This is a genomic window from Sorangium sp. So ce834 (assembly GCF_051521425.1).
Lineage (GTDB): Bacteria > Myxococcota_A > Polyangia > Polyangiales > Polyangiaceae > Sorangium > Sorangium cellulosum_D.
Genome location: NZ_CP150351.1, coordinates 232,833 through 249,558, shown reverse-complemented (window position 1 = coordinate 249,558; position 16,726 = coordinate 232,833). Strand labels below are relative to the sequence as shown.

The following is a 16,726-nucleotide window of genomic DNA, read 5'->3' as shown; positions in this document are numbered from 1 at the left end:
CGCGCCGATGCGCGTGAGGTGGTCGCGCACGCGGGCAAAGCCCTTAAGCAGGCGCTCGTGCACCTGCTCCTCGGTGATCTCGGCATAGCCCGCCGCGGCGAGCTGGGCGCGCAGACCGGGAGCGCTCTCGGGATCGAGGTAGACGGCGGGCGGCAGGCCGCGCGCCGCGTAGAAGGCCTCGACGGCCGCGAGGACGTCGGGCCGAGCCGCGCATACCCCGATCGCACGCCGCTCTGATCAGAACCAGCGCGCGAGCGCGTCGTCGAGCGACGTCGACGACGCGTCTGTCCACGCGATGCAGCCGTCGGGACGGACGAGCATCGACGGGCCGTCTTTGGTGCGTGCAAATTGCACGTCTTGCGGGAGCGACCGTGCCGAAGGCGAGATGAAGAGGCCGCCGCCTCTCTCCATCAGCGCGTAGAGCCGCTCTTCGCCGCCGTCGGTGAGCGTGAGGAGCTGGTCCTTCGCGAGCGTGCCGACGAGCGGGTCGTCGTCACCGAGGTCGTAGCGAATGCCGACGCCCGTGAGCATCTCGCCGAAGTAGCGATTGCCTTCGGGCAGCTTCATCAGGTCGCTCACGATGGTGCGGAGCGCGCTCGTCAGCGGGTCAGGACGCATGAGCGCGACTTGCGCGCGGGTGTTTTCGAGGACGCGCGCGGCGACGGGGTGGCGCTCGGCGGTGTACGAGTCGAGGAGATGCTCGCGCCCCTTCACCGCCGCGGCGAGCTTCCAACCAAGGTTCGCGGCGTCGACGAGGCCGAGGTTCAAGCCTTGGCCGCCGAAGGGCGAGTGGACGTGCGCGGCGTCACCGGCGAGAAGGACGCGGCCCATCCGGTAGGTCGTCGCTTGCCGCGCGTTATCGGTCCAGCGCGTCGCCATCGTCATCGACAGGATCTTGACGTCGGTGCCGCTCACGCGCTGGATCGCCGCTTCGACCTCGACTTGCGTGATCGGCGCATCCCGGTTGGGCGGCGGTCCGTTGAACTCCGCCGTGAAGACGCGCCCCGGCGTCGGTCCGGACGCGACGAGGCCGCGCGGCGTTCGGTGCCAACCCGTCGCGAGCTTCTCGGGCGTATCGAGCTCGACGACAGCCTGATATCCGGTGATGGTCGGATCCGTGCCGGGGAACTCGAAGCCGGCGAGCTTGCGGACGCGGCTCCGGCCGCCGTCGCAGCCGACGAGGTACTTCGCGCGCAGCGGGCCAGCGGTCGTCTGCACGGTCACGCCGTCGTTGTCCTGCTCGAAATCTTCCATGGTGACGCCGCGACGGATTTCGATCCCGAGCTCCGTCGCGCGCGCGATCAGGATCTTCTCGAGCGCCGCTTGCGGCGCGGGACGCATGTGGCGCTCCGGGTCGCGCTGGAGGCTCTGGTCGATCAAGAACAATCCAGAAAAATGGCCCCCGGGCCTCCTCATCGGTCCAGGTCCGAACCGCGCCTTCAGCGCCGGCATCATCAGCGCCATGGCGGCGCGGCGCTCGTCGTCGAGCGCACACGCGAGCCCGCGTCGCTCCAGCGCCTCGGCTGCCACAGCGCCGACCGAGGCGGCCTTCATCGTGCGGTCGGGCTCCACGAGCCGCTCCAGCACGAGCGGCCTCACGCCAGCGATCGCGAGCTCGATCGAGAGGAAGAGCCCGACCGGGCCAGCGCCTACGACGACGACGTCGTGAATCACGACGTGAACATTATACTCGGTACAACATTGCGCAAGTAAAATTTTTGTCTTAGTCTAAGATTCGATCCATGGGCGAGCTCCGCGAAAGGAAGAAGCGCGAGACCAGGCAGCGGATCTCCGACGTCGCGACGGAGCTGTTCTTCGCGCGCGGCTTCGACGCGGTGACGGTCGAAGAGATCGCCGCCGCCGCAAATGTCTCCAAGATGACGGTGTTCAACTACTTCGCGCGCAAGGAGGACCTCCTCCTGGATCGCGAGGACGAGGTGAAGCTGCTCTTGCGCGAGGCCATCGGCGACAGGCCGCGAGGGCAGTCGCCGATCGACGCGCTCCGCCGCCTCGTCGACAGGCTGTGCGAGCAGAAGCATCCGTTCGCGCGCATCGACGGCCAGACGGTCGGCTGGTGGCGCGTCGTTGCGGCGAGCCCGTCGCTCAAGGCGCGCCTCCGCGAAATCGAGGACGAGGCGGTCGAGGGGCTCGCGGTCGAGCTCGCGGGTCCGACGCCCGATGGCCTCGCGCGCCTCCTCGCCGGCATGGTCGTGCTGACGTGGCGCACGGCTTACGGCGAAGCGATCCGCGTGTTCGAGCGCGGAGGCTCGGCGAAGAAGGCGAACGCCGCGTTCATCGCGTTGATCGATCGCGGCTTTGCGGCCGCTCACGGAATGGCGGCGAGCGCGAGCTAGCTCGAGCCCCCAGCGGAGCGCCCCTCCGCCTAGCGGCCGGTAGCGCCGGCAGAGGTCCCGCCGTGCGCCCGGCCGCCAAGGAGCGAGCATTCCAGAGCATTCGCAACAATCCAACACGCCGAGAGTGACCGTGCGCGCGCGAGGCCCGCGTCGCCGTCGCGCGCCGGCTCGGAGGGTCTTTCGAGTCGACGGCACCATCGACTCGAGGTAGTCGTCGCACACACACCTTCCGACTGCGGCCTCGCTGGCAGCAGCGCGCCTGCCCTAGCTTCGAGCGGATTCACTCTCACGCAGGAGATCCCATGCGAACGGATGCGTGTTTGCTGGCCGGTCTATCGATGCTCATCGCGTGCGCAACCGAGCCGGTTCCTGGGCCGGTGGGCGACGCCGCCGGGACCGGCGGGGGAACCAGCCACACTCCGGATGTCGATCAAGTCGGGGGCGGCGCCGCAGGGCCGGCAGGGAGCGGCGGCGGTGGCGCCGGCGGCGCCGACGCGGACACCGGTACGGACCCGGACACCGATGGCGAGCCAGAGCCCGAACAGCCAGCGTACGCCTATGCGGCGACGGTGGAAAACACGGGCGTCGGCTGCGATGCGCCAGAGCTGCCGGCGCCCGGCCTGCTGCCCAAGATCGACAAGCTGCCCGACCCTTTCACGAAGCTCGATGGCACGCGCTTGACCAGGAGAAGCGAGTGGCGCTGCCGGAGGCAGGAACTCCACAAACAGGCAGAGAAATACATCTACGGGGAAAAGCCGCCGAGGCCCGACGAGGTGACCGGCAGCGTCACCGAGAGCGCGGTCTCCGTCGACGTGGAGCACCAGGGCAAGAGCATCCACTTCAGCGCCAGCGTCGTGTTGCCCTCGAAGGGACAACGCCCCTTCCCGGCGATCATCAACCTGGGAGCGAGGGGCGGCTTCGGCGGCATCACGCTGGGCGAGAGCTTCATCCTGGAGCAAGGCGTCGCCATCATCTTCTACAACCACTACGACCTGGGGAAGGAGGGCACGCCGGAGGCATCCAGAGGCAAACCCAACCCGGGCCTGTTCTACGATATCTATGGAAGCGATCACCCCGCGGGGCTCCTGATGGCCTGGGCCTGGGGCGCCAGCAGGATCATCGACGTCCTGCAGGAGGCGGGAGGCGACATCATCGACCCCGGCAGGCTCGGCGTCACGGGGTGCTCGCGCAACGGCAAAGGCGCATTCACGGTGGGCGCCTTCGATGAGCGGATCGCCCTGACCATCCCCCAGGAGACGAGCACCGGCGGAGTCCCGGCCTACCGCATCGTGGACGTGCTGCGCACGGAAACCACCAGCAACAATTTCTACGGGCTGAACTGGCTCGCCGACGACTTCAAGCCATTTGTCTTGAACGCCGCCCAGCTCCCCGTCGACACCCATGAGATGGTCGCCATGATCGCGCCGCGCGGCCTGCTCGTCCTCGACAACCCGCACATACGTCAGTTCGGCGCGCCCGCCGCCCATACGGCCGTCCTGGCAGGCGCGGAGGTCTACAAAGAGCTGGGCGCCGAGGAGAACGTCAGCTATATCTCGGACGTCGCCAACCAGCAACACTGTGCCTCCGGCAAGCCCGAGTACAGCGAGCCCCTCGTCCGGAACATCGCCAAGTTCTTGAAGCACGAGGGCGAGACCGTCGGACAGATCAAAGCGCATCTCAGCGGCGCAGGGGACCTGTCGCAGTGGCGAGACTGGCAAACTCCGACGCTGCAGGACGACCTCGCGACGGGCGAGGGCGGCTGACGGACCGATGATGGCGCCGCCGGGGACGGCGAGCGCGGCGCCCCGGCGCAGCGGGCGCCGGGCGGCTCACGGCACCGCGTGGCCGTCGACCCGGAGCTGGAACAGGAAGTAAGGCGGGATGCAGGCGCCCTCGCCCGAGCTCGTCCTGGCGCACACGTAGTCCTCGCGGTAGGGCGCCTCGCTCGAGCAGCGGCGCAGGCCCGCGGGCGCGACGTGGCGGCTCAAGCACTCGGTGAACGGCGTCCCGCGGGCGAGGCAGCGGTTGAACGGATCGAGCACGGCGATGGCGCCGCAGACGCCCTCCTCCGGGAGCGCGCCGCAGCTGCCGGTGCACATGCCGCCGGGGAACCCGAGGCGAGCGCCGGGCCGGAGAGCTGCGCCGCGCGCGACCAGGCCTGCGCGAGGCGGCAGCACGAGGGCTCGTCGCCGCCGGGGGCGAGGAGCTCGAACGCCGCGGTCATCGGGAGGCGCGAGGTGGCGGGCGCGGCGCCGGCCGCGCCGTCCGGGGTCTTCACGGCGTAGGCCAGCCGGTACACGAGGCGGGTCTCGCCGCAGGCCGAGGCGTGGAACGGGCGGCGATCCATCCGGTTCACCACGCCGATGAGCTCGAAGCGGGCGCCGTCCGCGGAGAGCCACCGCTCGTCGAGCGACGGATCGGCGACGCGTTCCACCTGCTCGCGGTGTGACGGCGCAATCTGGCCGCCGGACGCTGATGTCATACGACCCAGCAGACAAACGGGCTCTTCATCGAGGAAGCACACCTGGTCCGGTTCTTGCCGTGGCCGCACTTGGAGGCTTGAAATGCGGAATCATTGGGGATTGTTTCTTGTGGTGAGTGGGCTTCTGGGGGGATGGGGTACGGCGTGCTTGCCTGGGGACGGGGGGTCGAGCTCCAGCGGGAGCAACGGGTTGAGCTCCGACGAGAGCGACGGCTGCGGGTGCGTGGCGGACACGATCCGCTGGGGATACTTCGGTGGATTCACCCCGAACGAGGAGACCAGCGCACTCTCGCCGTGCCGTGTCTTCGCCTTCGAGCGGCGTGCGATCCGGGGCGACACGCCGCTGATGACGTGCTCGCAGGAGCTTGAAGCGTGCGAAGAGGGGGTGAGCGCCGGCGACGTCGCGGATGCGCTCGGCCACCCTGATGTCGTCGCGGCGCTCGCGGCGGCGCCTGTGCTGTACGGGATAGACGCGCGACCCGTGGACGGGAGCTTGTTCCGGATCCAGGTCGACGGCGCGGTCGTCGATGTGGGGTACGAATGCGGGGAAGCGCCGGGCTGCGTCCCGGTTCCGGACGGGGTGGCCGCGCTGGTCGACGTGCTCCGGACGCTCACGCAAGAGCAGCTCGCGCGCCAGACGTGCGGGGCCGTCACGACGCCGTGAGCGCGGGGGTCGCTCAGGCTTTCTGGAGGAGCTCGAGCTAGTTCCACCCACCAGGGGTCCCGCCAGGGATCCGGAGAGAGAGCGCAACGCAAAGGCGCAAAGGCGCAAAAAGAACAGATGTTCTTCATTTTGCGTCTTTGCGCGCTGAAGGCGCCATCCGAGCGCGGCTTCGGACGGAGGGCGTCGAGCCCTCCGTGCTTGAAGGCGTGGTACGAGCGCTCGAGCGCGTAGGCGGAGGTCACGAAGCTGCATGAGCTGCTGCTTCGCATCTGCGAGACCCCGGACGAGTAGACCGGGGCGGCGACTTGAACTCAGGCCGCGGAGTACGGGTGGACCGAAATCCGCATCGGCGCCTCGGCCAGCAGCGCCAGGATCTCTTCGCGAAGCTCGTCAGCCAGCGGGCCATTCTCATAGGCGTTCTTCGCCTCGTCGGACTTGAACACCGCCACGCACCACAGAAGATCCGGGTCGCCGTCTTCTCGACAGATGATCCACCGGTCCGATGCCCCCGATCTCTCCATTCCGATCGTGGCTAGTTGGAACAGCTTGTCACTCGCTCCAGGCTTGGCGCGCATCTTGATGATGTAGGCTGAGGCTGGCCGCCGCTTCAGCATCTGTGGTCGGGAAGTCTCGTCCTCGCCGCTCGAGCGTGCACAGGTCCGGCGATTCCAGATCGACGCCCCCGCACAGATGAAGCCGACCATGATGGGATAGACGGCACAGCGTTCGACGAGGCCGATGAGGACGTTGGCCCCCGAGCTGGCGACCGCGAGGAAGGCCACCATCGAGGCGAGCCCGAACACGCCGAGGACGACCATTGCCCTCCCGGCTTTCGGAGTGACTCCGATTTGTTGGCGCTGGCGTCCAAGAAGGATCGCGAGCACGTTGCCTCCGACGATCGACGCGAAGGCGCCCAAGCCGTGATAGTCGACTGCGCCGTCGGGCGGCTCTCCGGAACCGGGGTTGAACGCCAGCAAGACGCCGCCAAGCGCTACGAGAGCTCCCAGGATGAGCGCTGCCCAGCGGCGCCAGCTTCGCAGGCCATCGAGCGCGGCGACACCAATGAAGAACATGATCCCGAAGAGGAAGAACCCGGCATTCATGACCCACGCGAGTGGCGAGTTCATGAACTGGCCAAGAGCCTCGAGGGGGCCACGGACTCCCAGGTTGCTGATGTAGTGATGCGTGTAGCTGTATGGAGGATCCGTCCATGCCGCGGCGGCGATGAACTCGGCGAGGAAGAAGATCACTGCCCCGGCGACGAGCACCGCGCCGGCGGGGCGACGTTGCATCATCTGGTCCGCCTCGGGGGCGGGCCTCGCGCGCTCCTTCCGTTCGGAGCTGGAAGTGGGGTTGTTCTCGGTCATAGTCGGGTTCTCTCGGTTGTCGGGCGCGAGGCTCAGCGAAACAGAGACAGGTCGATGGGCTCCGCGAGCGCCTGGTCACCAGCGTCGTTGCCGTGGAGCTGGTCTTCCGCGAGGAACTCGTCCTTGACTCGGCTGGAGCGGGCGGGGTCGCGCCGGGGGAGCTCGCCTACGATGTAGAGGCCGCGCGGCGTTCGCCTCACGTTGAACAGCCTGCACCGTCGCGTTCAAGACGACCAGGACATTGATCGCAACGGTTTCAGACCCTATAGGTCTGAAATCATGGAGCTACGTCACCTGCGGTACTTCGTCGCCGTCGCGGAAGCGGAGCACTTCGGAAGGGCGGCCGAGCAGCTTCACGTCTCGCAGTCGCCCTTGAGCCGGCAAATCGCTCAGCTCGAAGAGGAGATCGGCGTCGAACTCTTCGTGCCCTCGGGACGCGGGGTGAAGCTGTCCGCCGCCGGCCGGAGTTTCCTCGAAGGTGCGCGCGCGACCCTAGCTCGCGCCACGCTCGCGGTCGAGGACGCCCGCGCGGCGGCGCAAGGCCGTATCGGGACGATCGTGGTCGGATTCGACGGCGCCCTGGCTGATACCCTCCTGCTGCCGGAAATCGTGCAGACGTTCCGCGCGCGTCATCCGCGCGTCGAGGTACGCCTTCGGCCGCTGCCGAGCGAGGAGCAGGTCGCCGCGCTACGCGATGGCAAGATCTCAGTCGGGTACGGCTATCATTCGCCGGAAGACAACCCGCTCTTCCGCTTCCGCGTGCTGTATCGCGAGCGCGTCGGCGTTGTGATGTCGAAGAACCATCGCCTCGCTGCACGGCGCACGCTGAGGGTCGCGGACCTGAAGCAGGAGCGCTTTCTCTGGCCTCCGCGCAAGGAGGGCCCGCGCCTCCACGACGACATCATCGCCGCCTTCCGAGCGCATGATCATACGCTCGAGCTCGCCCACGAGGAGGCCAGCAGCGATGTGATCCTCATGCTCGTGGCGAGCGGCGAAGGTCTCAGCTTGTTTCCCGAGAGCGCCGCGTCGACGCTCCTTGCCGGAGTGGTGTTCAAGCGGGTTCGGGACCTCAACGTTGTCATCCTTGGCCGCTCGGTGTGGCGCGCCATGGACGACAAGGACCCGCTCGTGCGGTCGCTCCTCGAGATCACGAATTCGGCGCATGGATCCTCACGGTAGGCGCGCGCTAAATTCCCGATCCTGATTCGGGAACGCTAGCAATTCCAAGTGCTTGGACGGAAAGCTTGCAGGTCGGCCTCTCCGTGCGCTCGTGGGCGCTGTGAACGAACCCACCACGAGGAGGAGAAGATAGACCGGCTCACCGAGCTCGCCATCGGGGGTCGCTCGCAGGGCCAGCGTCGGCTGGCTCCGCCGCGCCTGCGGGTGCCGCTGCGCCCGCGAGCGTCTGGACGACGGCATTCGAGGCGGGCTGCATCTGCCCGTGCCCGGGGTCGACCTGCTCGCCGGGTTGCGCCTCGATCCAGCGGCGGAACAGGCCGGCCTCGCCCGGAGGGAAGAAGGCCGTGGGCGGCACCTCGGCGTGGTAGCGCCGGAACGCGGCGCTGAACTCCGCAGGATCGCGGTCGAACCACGCCTCGGCCTCGGGCGATCCGCGCAGGAGCCGCTCGAAGCGGAGCCGCGCCACGAGCAGCGCCGACATCCGCACGCCGTCCTCGTCCGCGCCGATCAGCGCCCGCCGGAGCGCGGGCGGGAGCGCCGGATCTCCGGCCGCGGCGCGCAGCGCGGCCACGGGATCCTCGGCGGTCATCGCGCGGGCCGCGAGCGCTTCGTAACGCGCGTGCGCCTGCGCCCCGGTCAGCCGCGCCGGCGCGCGCTCCCCTGCCCTCCCGCCGGCCGCGCGCCCCGCCGCGCTGCCGCGGGCCGCGCTGCCGCGACCTGCGCGCTCCCCTGCCCTCCCGTCGGCCGCGCGCCCCGTCACCTGCGCCTCCCGCGCCCGCCGAGCACGCGCCGCGCGCGGCGCAGCTCCTCCCGCACGGCGGCCGCGTCGGCCGCGCCCTGCACCGTGCCCTCCATGCGCTCCAGCGTCACCCCGCGCAGGTTCGGGCACCGCGGCGCGACCTCTTCCAGGAGGCGCCACACCGGCTCCGGCACGGCATCGTCGTGGCCGTCGAGCCGCATCACCCGGCCGGAAGGCAGCCAGGCCGGATCGCTCGGGCCGCCGCCGGACAGGTGAATCTCGATCACCCGCGCAAGCTCGATCCGGGCCACGTACTCCGCCGGATCGAAGCCGAAGTTCTGCGCCATGGTGTAGACGTTGTGCAGGTCGAGCAGCAGGTGCGTCCGCGGCGCCCTCAGGATGCGCCCGAGGAAGCGCGGCTCATCCAGCGGATCGCCGAGCACGAAGTAGCTGACGCTGTTCTCGACGCCGACGTCCTCCACGACGGCCTGCATCTCCCGGAGCGCACGGCGGGCGACGGCCGCGCTGTGCGCGCTCATCGGCAGCGGGAGCGGCAGCCCGGCCGAGAGCCCGGCCGGCGCGCTGACCCCGAGATGATCGGTGTACCAGCGGAAGCGGAACATCGCGTGATCGCGCCGGAGGGCCGCGCGCCAGCGGGCGCGCCGCCCCGCGTCCGCGGCCGAGGCGCCGCCGATCGAGAAGCCCACGCCGTGCGCGACGAACGGCCGCTCCGACCGGCGCGCGAGCTCGGCGAAGCGGCGGTGAAAGCCGTTCTCCTGGAGATCGGCCTCGGCGGCGTCCGGCGCGCGCCAGAGCGTCTCGGGCGCCACCTCGTAGTAGTCGGCGTCGCGCAGGATCACCTCGCCGAGCAGATCGAGGAACGCCGCGTCGGGCTGCAGCGTGAGGCCGACCGGGATCAACGCGGGGATGCCCCTCGTCGCTCGACCGCGAAGAAGTAGAGGAAACGCCTGGACTTGGAGGGCACATGCCCCATGCCGCAGGCCATGAGCCCGGTCTCGTCGACCCCCTCGACCTCGGTCCCGCATCCGCTGGCGACCGCCCAGTGCGCGCCCGCCGGCGGCGCCTTCACGAGCCGCGCCCGCACGCTCGCGGCCCGGGCCTCGAGGTTCTCCGCGCCGGCGCCGAGGCCCTTGCGGAGCAGCGCCCCGAGCGCGCCGATCCGCCGCGCCGCCGTCGTGTCGTCGCGCTTCAGCAGCTCCTCCCGGTTCCCGGTCATGAGGCGCATCCCGTCGTAGCTCGGGAGCGCGACGTCGAGCTGCGTCGCGGCGACGGGCACCTTGTCGGTCCTGACCACCACGAGGAGCGGCTCCCCGTCGCCGGCGCTCGGCACGAGCTTCTTCAGATCGGCCATGGTCGCGCAGACGACCTCGACGCCGGCGAGCGGGGCGAGATCCCTGTCCGCGCCGAAGTTGAGCAGCTCGCCGAACGCGTGGCCGCGCTCCCACTTGGCACCGTCGTCGGCAGGGATGACGAAGACGAGCAGCGGTCGTTTCGCCTGCCGGGCGCGGCGGAACGCGGCCGAGACCTGGACCAGCGACCCCGCGGCGGCCGCCGGCTTGCCCGTCTCGTCGCACGCGGCGCCGTCGCCGAACGCCTCGCGGAGGAACGCGGGCCACGCGGTGGCCGCGAGCCCCGCTGCAGTCGCTCCCAGCAAATGCCTGCGCTTCATGGTCACTCCTCGCCGGCGTCCGCGCCGGCACGCTCGATCAACTCGCTCTCAGGCTCGACGCGCCGCGAGGGCTCGGGCGCGAGCGGCGCGAACTCCGCCAGGTCCGGGTGGAGCAGCCGCTCCCGATCCCGGCCCAGCACGATCGGCGCCGCCCCGGGGGACCGCAGCATCACGCGATCGCCCGCGGCCGAGTACGCGCCGGTCGCGATCACCGCGCCGGTGCAGCGGTCCTCGATCGTGAAGCCGCCGGAGGCGTCCAAGAGGAGCGTCCGCAGCCCCGCGGCGTAGAGGCCGACCAGCTCCGCCTCCGCGCTGCCAGGCTCCTGCGTCCCGGCCGCGCTGCCGGCGGCGGCCGCGGCCGGCGCGGCGAGCGCGTCGAGGGCATCCTGCGAGGCCGAGGGCGTGAACGCGGCGCGATCGCGCGGCGTGTCGGGCAGGGCCTCGATCACGCCCGCGGGCGGCTCGAGGAAGGAGCCGCGCTCGAGCAGGTCCGGCGCGGCGAGCGTCCACAGGCCGTCGCGCCGCGCGGTGATCTCCCCGTCGACGAGGGCCGCGAGCGCCGCCGCGGCCGCTTCGCTGGCGCGCACGGTCAGGCGGTCGTCGCGCGCCTCCTCGCCCACCGCGAGCCAGCGGACCTCGCCGCCTCCGCCGCGCACGTGCGCGAGCATGCCCCCGCGCAGCTCGAGCACCTCCGCGCCCCCCGGGCCGCGCAGCAGGGCCGGCTCCGCGGCGTCGAGGGCGACCGGCAGGACCGGCGCGCCGCGCCAGCCGTCGCTCTCCACGGTCCAGCGAGCGCGCGCCGCGGGATCGAGCAGCACGTACGCGGTGCCGTCCGGGGCATCGATCGGCCGGGCGCACCCGGCGGAGAGCGGCGCCGGGCCAAGAAGGGACAACACGAGGAAGAGACCTCGACGTCGGGGCATCGGGCGGAACCTCCGGCGAGCTGAGACGCGCCACGGCAGCGAAAGTTCCATCGCGCTTATGGACATCATCGTCGGATCGAACACGCGCGCGGCGGCGCGGACGCCGGGCCGCCGGCGGCGCTGCTGGACCGGGCCGGCCTCTTCACCTCGACGCGGGGCACCGGTATAACGAGGAGGCCATGAGCGCCGATTCGTCAGGCCTGAAGCGGCCCAGGTACCCGATGCCGGATTCCATCAAGAACGCGCTGGACGAGCGTGGCTTGATGGAGGCTTACAAGCAGCGCCCTGCCTACCAGCAGAACGACTATATCGGGTGGATCAACCAGGCCAAGCGCCAGGAGACCAAGGAAAAGCGGCTTCTCCAGATGCTGGATGAGCTCCAAGCGGGCGGCGTTTACATGAACATGAAGCACCCAGCCTCGGGAAAGGGGTGAGATGCTGGCTTACGTGTTCTGGCACTGGAAGCAGCCACAGACCGCCGCGAAGGACTACGAGCGCCGGCAGCGCGCCTTTCATGCGGCGCTCGCCGCGGCGCCGTCGCCAGGCTTTCTCCGGTCGTTCAGCGTCGGGCTCTCCGGGGCTCCCTGGGCGGCCGGCGGCGGCGACGCCTACGAGGACTGGTACCTCGTGCAAGATTTCGGTGCGCTCGGCGCATTGAACGAGGCCGCGGTCTCGGCCAGCCGCTCGGCGCCGCACGACGCCGCCGCCGCCGTGGCCAGCGGCGGGGCCGGGGGGCTGTACCGCCTGCGGGGCGGAGCGGCGCTGCGCGCGCCCGGCTACGCCCACTGGTTCGGCAAGCCCGACGGCATGTCCTACGGTGAGCTCTTCGCCCAGCTCGCGCCGGTCCTGGACCAGTCGGGCGCCGGCCTGTGGATGCGCCAGATGGTGCTCGGGCCTGGCCGGGAGCTCTGCGTGCACGCGAGGGCCCCCGTGTCCCTGCCCGCTCCGTTCGATGCGCTCGTCCTCCCGCTCCGGCCGGCGTGGCCGGCGCTCGACGACGGGGACACGGAGCCGGCGCGCTGAGGCGCGCCTCGCAGGAAGGCGCCGGCCGGACGGCGCCCACGTTCCGTGTACAATGCGCGCCATGAGCCGCTTCCTCATACTCAGCATGTTGCCCCTGGCCGTCGCGTGTGCCCCCGAGCCTCGGGAATTCACGCCGGATAGCTCCTCTGCCACGAGCGCGGGGACCTCCGGCGGGGGAGGGAGCGGCGGGGTCGACCTGCCCGGCTGCGACGAGGGCGAGGTCTCCTGCTCCGGTCTCTGCGTGGACTTGCGCTCCGATCCGGAGCACTGCGGCGCTTGCGACCATTACTGCCTCGGAGAGGCGTGCGCGCAGGGGCGCTGCGAGCCGCTCCTCCTGGCGTCGGGCGGGACCGAGCCGGTGGACATCGCGGTCGACGACACAAACGCTTACTGGGCCGATGCCGTCACTCGCCAGGTGATGATGGTGCCGGCCGGCGGCGGCAATGCCTCCGTCTTCATCGAGGGAGATCCCCCCTTCTCCCCCCGGAGCGTCGCGCTCCACGACGGCATGGTGTACTTCACCGACTCCGGCACCGAGCTCGTCATGAAGGCGTCGATCGAGGGCGATTTCGAGATCCTCGCCGATGGGCAGACGTATCCCATGGACATCGCGGCCGACGCCGCGAACGTCTACTGGACGAGCGCCGACCAGGGCACCGTCATGAAGGTGCCGGTCCAGGGCGGCGACGCCGTCGCGCTCGCGACAGCGCAAGAGTCGCCCCTCGGCATCGCGGTGGACGCGACCCACGTCTACTGGGTGAACGAAGGGGGCACCGTGATGAAGGTGCCGATCGAGGGCGGCGACGTCGTCACGCTGGCAGAAGGGCAGACGAAGCCCAAGGACATCGCCGTGGACGCCGCCTTCGTCTACTGGACCAACGACGGAGGCACCGTCATGAAGGCCACGCTCGATGGAGGCGGCCCCTTCACGCTCGCGGAGGGGCAGCGCAACCCGCGGAAGCTCGCGATCGACGCCGAGAGCGTCTACTGGACGAACGATGACGGGACCGTGAAGAAGGTGCCTGTCGGAGGCGGCGACATCACGACGCTCGCGACAGGGCAAGATCATCCGCTCGGCATCACGGTGGACGCCACGAGCGTCTACTGGACGAACAGCGCCGCCGGCACGGTGATGAAGCTCCCGAAATGAGCCCCGCGGGCCGTCAGGAGCCTGCTTTTGCCGAGGCCGCTTGCCACGCGGGCCGCTCGGGCGCGACGATCCGGCTCTCCATGAAACGCGCCGCCCTCCTGCTGCCGATCGCCCTCCTGGCCGCGTGCGCCGGCGCTCCGGCCCCCCAGCGCGGCCCCGTCGCGACGCTGCCTCCGGCGCCGCCCCCGGCGCGCGCCGCGCCCGCCGTTGCTGCGGCGCAGCCCGCGACCGCGCCGGAGGGGCTCTCCTCCGTGCTGCGGATCGCCGACCCGCAGCGGACCTGGAACCACCTCACGCGGTTTATGGCGAGCACGCCGCTCGGCCCGCTCCTGTGGAGCGCGGGCCCGATGGGGCCCGAGATGCTGCTCGAGCAGGCGCTGGGTCCGGCGCTCGCCGGGGTGCTCGATCTGGGCAGGCCGATCGACGTCGCCTGGTTCGGCATCACGGAGGCGGAGTCGCGCGTCGTGGTCTCCCTGCCGGTCGCGGAGCAGGAGGTGCCCCGGCTGCACGAGCGCTTCGTGCTCAAGGAGCACCGGGGCATGCTGCGCGTCGAGCGCGCGCGCGACGCCGACCCCGACGAGGAGACGCCGCCCCGGATCTGCGCCTTCGAGCCAGGCGCGCGCCGGGGCAGCGCGCGCCTGCTCTGCGCCGAGGACGCGAAGGACATCGACGCGGCCGCGCCTTACCTCGTGGAGGTCGTGGGCCCGCAGCCGATCGACGCCGACGCGCGGATCGAGGTCCTGGAGTGGGCGATCCGCGAGCTGATGAAGAGCGAGGACGGCGCCGGCGGCGACGGCAACACCGGGGCGCTGGGGCGGGAGCTCGGCGACGCGTTCATGCGCGAGCTCGAGAGCATGAGCATGGACCTCCGGTGGGGCCACGCGGAGGTCGACGTCGGCGTCAGCCTGCGCTTCGCGAGCCGGCGCTCGCCGTTCACGCTGGCCTTCGCGCCGGCCGTGGCGCCGGACGCCGCGCCCCCGCCGGCCTTCCTGCGCCTGCCGAGCGACACGGCCGTCGCCTTCTACACCCAGGGCGCGTCGCGCGCGGAGCTCGCCCCGCTGCGCGAGGCCCTCTTCCGGGCGCTGCGCGACGACTGGATGGACGACGGCTACGACGCGGCGGTGCTCGACCGGCTGCTCCAGCGCCTCGACGCGCTGGCGCTCACGGGCGGCTCCTTGGTGATGGGCGCGGGCGGGGATCGCGCGGCGGCGGAGCGGGCGATCGCGGCCTACCAGAGCGGCAAGGGCGCGGCGCGCTCGCAGAAGGCCGCGCGCCGCGCGCTGCAGCCCTGGATCCTGATCGCGGTCGAGGAGCCGGCCCAGACCTGGATCCCGGGGATGAAGGAGCTGCTCCTGCTCGGCGAGGAGCTGGACAGGCTCAAGGCGAGCGCGAAGGCAGCGGGCGGCGCGGAGGGCCGCGCGAGCAAGGACGAGGACAAGGAGCGCACCACCTCCGTGATCGTCCGAGCGCCCGCCACGCTGCCCGCGGGGACGCTGCACGTCGAGCTGCGCTCGACGCCGCTCACGAACGACGCCCCGCCCGCGCGCGCCCCGCACACGACCCACTTTTACGTCGTGCCCGCCGGCCAGCGGACGTGGTTCGGGATCGGCGATGACGACGCCGCCGTGGTGGCCCGGCTGCGCGCCGCGACCGACACGGGGCGCGACGAACGCACGCTCGGCGCGGCGCCGGGCCTCGAGGCGCTGCGACAGCCCGGGACGCTGGCCGGCGGGCTGTTCTCGCTGGCGGGCCTCACCTTGCTGGGGGCGACCGGCGACACGAAGGAGGCGCTGGACGAAGCCGCCAAGGATCTCGCCGGGCTCGCGACGCTGCCGGCGCGCGGCGAGGTCGCGATCCCGGTCGCGGTCACCTCCGAGGTGCTCGGCTCCGGCGCGGCCCGCGTCACCGCCCGCGTGCGGCTGCCCGTGGCGGCGATCCAGGACGTGATCGCGCTCGGCTCGCGCTGACGCCGAGCCACCTCCGGCGAAGCCCGGGCAGCGCTCGACGCAGGCTCACCTCGAGATGTCGATCGTGGGTGTCTGGTCTGTCGTCCAGGTCGTCTCGCTCGGGAAATAGGCCGTGTCGTCGTTGCCATTCCTGGTCGTGTGGATCTGGTACCGGCGATTCGCTCCGCAGTTGAAGAGCGCCCCGTAAACGATCGATTTCGTCTGACCGGCGCCGACCACCTCGGACGAGTTCTTCGCGAGCTTGTCCCACGTGCCGCCGGACACCTTCACCTTGCTCTCGTCCCAGTTGACCGTGAACGCCTGGCTGCCGGAGTTGTGCACGCGCACCGTGATCTGGCACCCGGCCACGGCGTCGTTCGGCACGCCCACGGCGACCGCGGCGCCGATGGGCACCACGGCGGCGGCGGCGATCGAGATCCGGCGGACGAGCACACGTCGATCGAGCTTCATAGCGAGTCCTCCTCGGGTTATGCGGCCGTCGATTCACCGCGACGGCGCGCTCTCGCAGGCACGCTCAGCAACCGGCAGGCCAGGCGAGAGATCGCGCCGATCCCCGGAGATCGAGCCCGCTCGCGGCCGCGCGGCGCCTGCCTGGGAGGCGCCGAGACGCCCGCGCTCCGCACGTCCGGCTCGCCGATGCGCCCTCTCCGCGGATCTCTGCGGGTGACACACTGTCACAGGGGTGTCCGGTGACACCCTGTGACAGGAGGCGCTACGCCCGCTTCGGCGGGATCGGGTACATCGCGGCGAGGTCGTCGTTCCGCCGGAACCCGAGCGCCTCCCGGTGCACGCGCAGCTCCCAGAGCGCCTGCGCGGCCACCTCCCGCTGCCGGTTGTAGGCCGCGATCATCGCCGCCCGCTCCCGCGCATCGGCGCCCTGGCCGCGGGCGAGCGCATCGAGCGCCTTGCCCTGCAGCTCGAGCTCGAGCAGCGCGACGTTGATCTTGTCCTCGGATCGCCCGAGCGCCGAGGCCATCTCCCTGAGGATCTCGCCGGCGAGATCCGACGGGGCGGCCGCGGGCAGGCGCTGTCGGAGGCGGTCGAGGTACGGGCTCTTGTGCCCCTGGTCCTTGAGCTGATCGACGAGCTTCTTCCACGCGGGCTCGGACATGCTCCTTCAGCGTAGCAGCGCCCCGGGATCGCACCGCCTCGCCGCGGGCGCGCGGGCCTCGCCGGGGCCGGCCGAGC

19 protein-coding genes are annotated in these 16,726 nt (G+C 71.1%); 9 read left to right on the top strand and 10 right to left on the bottom strand.

The genetic code is table 11. The features are described 5' to 3' along the window. Window positions 1-18: 18 nt before the first annotated feature. A complete protein-coding gene (locus WMF20_RS00955) occupies window positions 19-237 on the top strand; it encodes a hypothetical protein (RefSeq protein ID WP_437609857.1) in 219 nt (72 codons plus the stop codon). On the opposite strand, the gene WMF20_RS00950 is transcribed toward WMF20_RS00955, so the two are convergent. Beyond that, a complete protein-coding gene (locus WMF20_RS00950; RefSeq protein ID WP_437609855.1) occupies window positions 238-1,674 on the bottom strand; it encodes an FAD-dependent monooxygenase in 1,437 nt (478 codons plus the stop codon). A 68-nt stretch (window positions 1,675-1,742) separates the two neighbouring features. Here WMF20_RS00950 and WMF20_RS00945 point away from each other — a divergent pair, with 68 nt between their 5' ends. Further along, entirely contained in the window at window positions 1,743-2,354 is a 612-nt protein-coding gene (locus WMF20_RS00945; protein WP_437609853.1) for a TetR/AcrR family transcriptional regulator, read from the top strand. Between the two features lie 302 nt (window positions 2,355-2,656). Then, on the top strand, window positions 2,657-4,117 hold the full coding sequence (locus tag WMF20_RS00940) for a glucuronyl esterase domain-containing protein (protein WP_437609850.1): 1,461 nt from the start codon (window positions 2,657-2,659) through the stop codon (window positions 4,115-4,117). 66 nt (window positions 4,118-4,183) lie between these two features. On the opposite strand, the gene WMF20_RS00935 is transcribed toward WMF20_RS00940, so the two are convergent. Further along, window positions 4,184-4,531 (bottom strand): hypothetical protein, encoded by a 348-nt coding sequence (locus tag WMF20_RS00935; protein ID WP_437609848.1) that lies wholly within the window; start codon window positions 4,529-4,531, stop codon window positions 4,184-4,186. 495 nt (window positions 4,532-5,026) lie between these two features. On the opposite strand from WMF20_RS00935, the gene WMF20_RS00930 reads away from it, so the two are divergent. Next, a complete protein-coding gene (locus WMF20_RS00930) occupies window positions 5,027-5,500 on the top strand; it encodes a hypothetical protein (protein WP_437609846.1) in 474 nt (157 codons plus the stop codon). Between the two features lie 311 nt (window positions 5,501-5,811). Here the strand turns inward: WMF20_RS00930 and WMF20_RS00925 are convergent, their stop codons facing one another. After that, window positions 5,812-6,867: a DUF998 domain-containing protein gene (locus WMF20_RS00925; protein WP_437609844.1), complete on the bottom strand. Its 1,056-nt coding sequence runs from the start codon at window positions 6,865-6,867 to the stop codon at window positions 5,812-5,814. Window positions 6,868-6,899: 32 nt separating this feature from the next. Beyond that, window positions 6,900-7,067, bottom strand: a complete 168-nt coding sequence (locus tag WMF20_RS00920; RefSeq protein ID WP_437609843.1) for a hypothetical protein — start codon at window positions 7,065-7,067, stop codon at window positions 6,900-6,902. A gap of 79 nt (window positions 7,068-7,146) precedes the next feature. Here WMF20_RS00920 and WMF20_RS00915 point away from each other — a divergent pair, with 79 nt between their 5' ends. Further along, the gene (locus tag WMF20_RS00915; RefSeq protein WP_437609841.1) at window positions 7,147-8,046 is read left to right on the top strand and encodes a LysR family transcriptional regulator; all 900 of its coding nucleotides are present in this window, start codon (window positions 7,147-7,149) and stop codon (window positions 8,044-8,046) included. Between the two features lie 139 nt (window positions 8,047-8,185). On the opposite strand, the gene WMF20_RS00910 is transcribed toward WMF20_RS00915, so the two are convergent. The 4 genes from WMF20_RS00910 to WMF20_RS00895 are packed head-to-tail and all read right to left on the bottom strand — an operon-like array spanning window position 8,186 to window position 11,398. Further along, a complete protein-coding gene (locus WMF20_RS00910; protein WP_437609838.1) occupies window positions 8,186-8,806 on the bottom strand; it encodes a hypothetical protein in 621 nt (206 codons plus the stop codon). Next, window positions 8,803-9,705 carry a DUF692 domain-containing protein gene (locus tag WMF20_RS00905; protein WP_437609836.1) on the bottom strand — a complete coding sequence of 301 codons (903 nt, stop codon included), beginning with the start codon at window positions 9,703-9,705 and terminating at the stop codon, window positions 8,803-8,805. The genes WMF20_RS00910 and WMF20_RS00905 overlap by 4 nt, the downstream gene beginning before the upstream one ends. Continuing rightward, window positions 9,702-10,475 (bottom strand): hypothetical protein, encoded by a 774-nt coding sequence (locus WMF20_RS00900; protein ID WP_437609834.1) that lies wholly within the window; start codon window positions 10,473-10,475, stop codon window positions 9,702-9,704. Before WMF20_RS00900 ends, WMF20_RS00905 begins: the two co-directional genes overlap by 4 nt. Before the next feature lie 2 nt (window positions 10,476-10,477). Then, window positions 10,478-11,398, bottom strand: coding sequence for a hypothetical protein (locus WMF20_RS00895; protein ID WP_437609832.1), 921 nt, complete (start codon window positions 11,396-11,398; stop codon window positions 10,478-10,480). 179 nt (window positions 11,399-11,577) lie between these two features. Here WMF20_RS00895 and WMF20_RS00890 point away from each other — a divergent pair, with 179 nt between their 5' ends. From WMF20_RS00890 to WMF20_RS00875, 4 genes are all read left to right on the top strand, one after another. Next, window positions 11,578-11,832 carry a YdeI/OmpD-associated family protein gene (locus WMF20_RS00890; protein WP_437609830.1) on the top strand — a complete coding sequence of 85 codons (255 nt, stop codon included), beginning with the start codon at window positions 11,578-11,580 and terminating at the stop codon, window positions 11,830-11,832. Between the two features lies 1 nt (window position 11,833). Further along, entirely contained in the window at window positions 11,834-12,421 is a 588-nt protein-coding gene (locus WMF20_RS00885) for a hypothetical protein (RefSeq protein ID WP_437609828.1), read from the top strand. 61 nt (window positions 12,422-12,482) lie between these two features. Beyond that, window positions 12,483-13,571: a hypothetical protein gene (locus WMF20_RS00880; RefSeq protein WP_437609826.1), complete on the top strand. Its 1,089-nt coding sequence runs from the start codon at window positions 12,483-12,485 to the stop codon at window positions 13,569-13,571. A gap of 80 nt (window positions 13,572-13,651) precedes the next feature. Then, complete coding sequence (locus tag WMF20_RS00875; protein WP_437609824.1) at window positions 13,652-15,538, top strand: hypothetical protein; 1,887 nt, start codon at window positions 13,652-13,654, stop codon at window positions 15,536-15,538. 45 nt (window positions 15,539-15,583) lie between these two features. On the opposite strand, the gene WMF20_RS00870 is transcribed toward WMF20_RS00875, so the two are convergent. Together WMF20_RS00870 and WMF20_RS00865 are read right to left on the bottom strand one after the other, a co-directional pair. Then, entirely contained in the window at window positions 15,584-15,988 is a 405-nt protein-coding gene (locus tag WMF20_RS00870; RefSeq protein WP_129572515.1) for a hypothetical protein, read from the bottom strand. A gap of 262 nt (window positions 15,989-16,250) precedes the next feature. Next, the gene (locus tag WMF20_RS00865; RefSeq protein WP_437609822.1) at window positions 16,251-16,649 is read right to left on the bottom strand and encodes a hypothetical protein; all 399 of its coding nucleotides are present in this window, start codon (window positions 16,647-16,649) and stop codon (window positions 16,251-16,253) included. Between the last annotated feature and the right edge of the window lie 77 nt (window positions 16,650-16,726).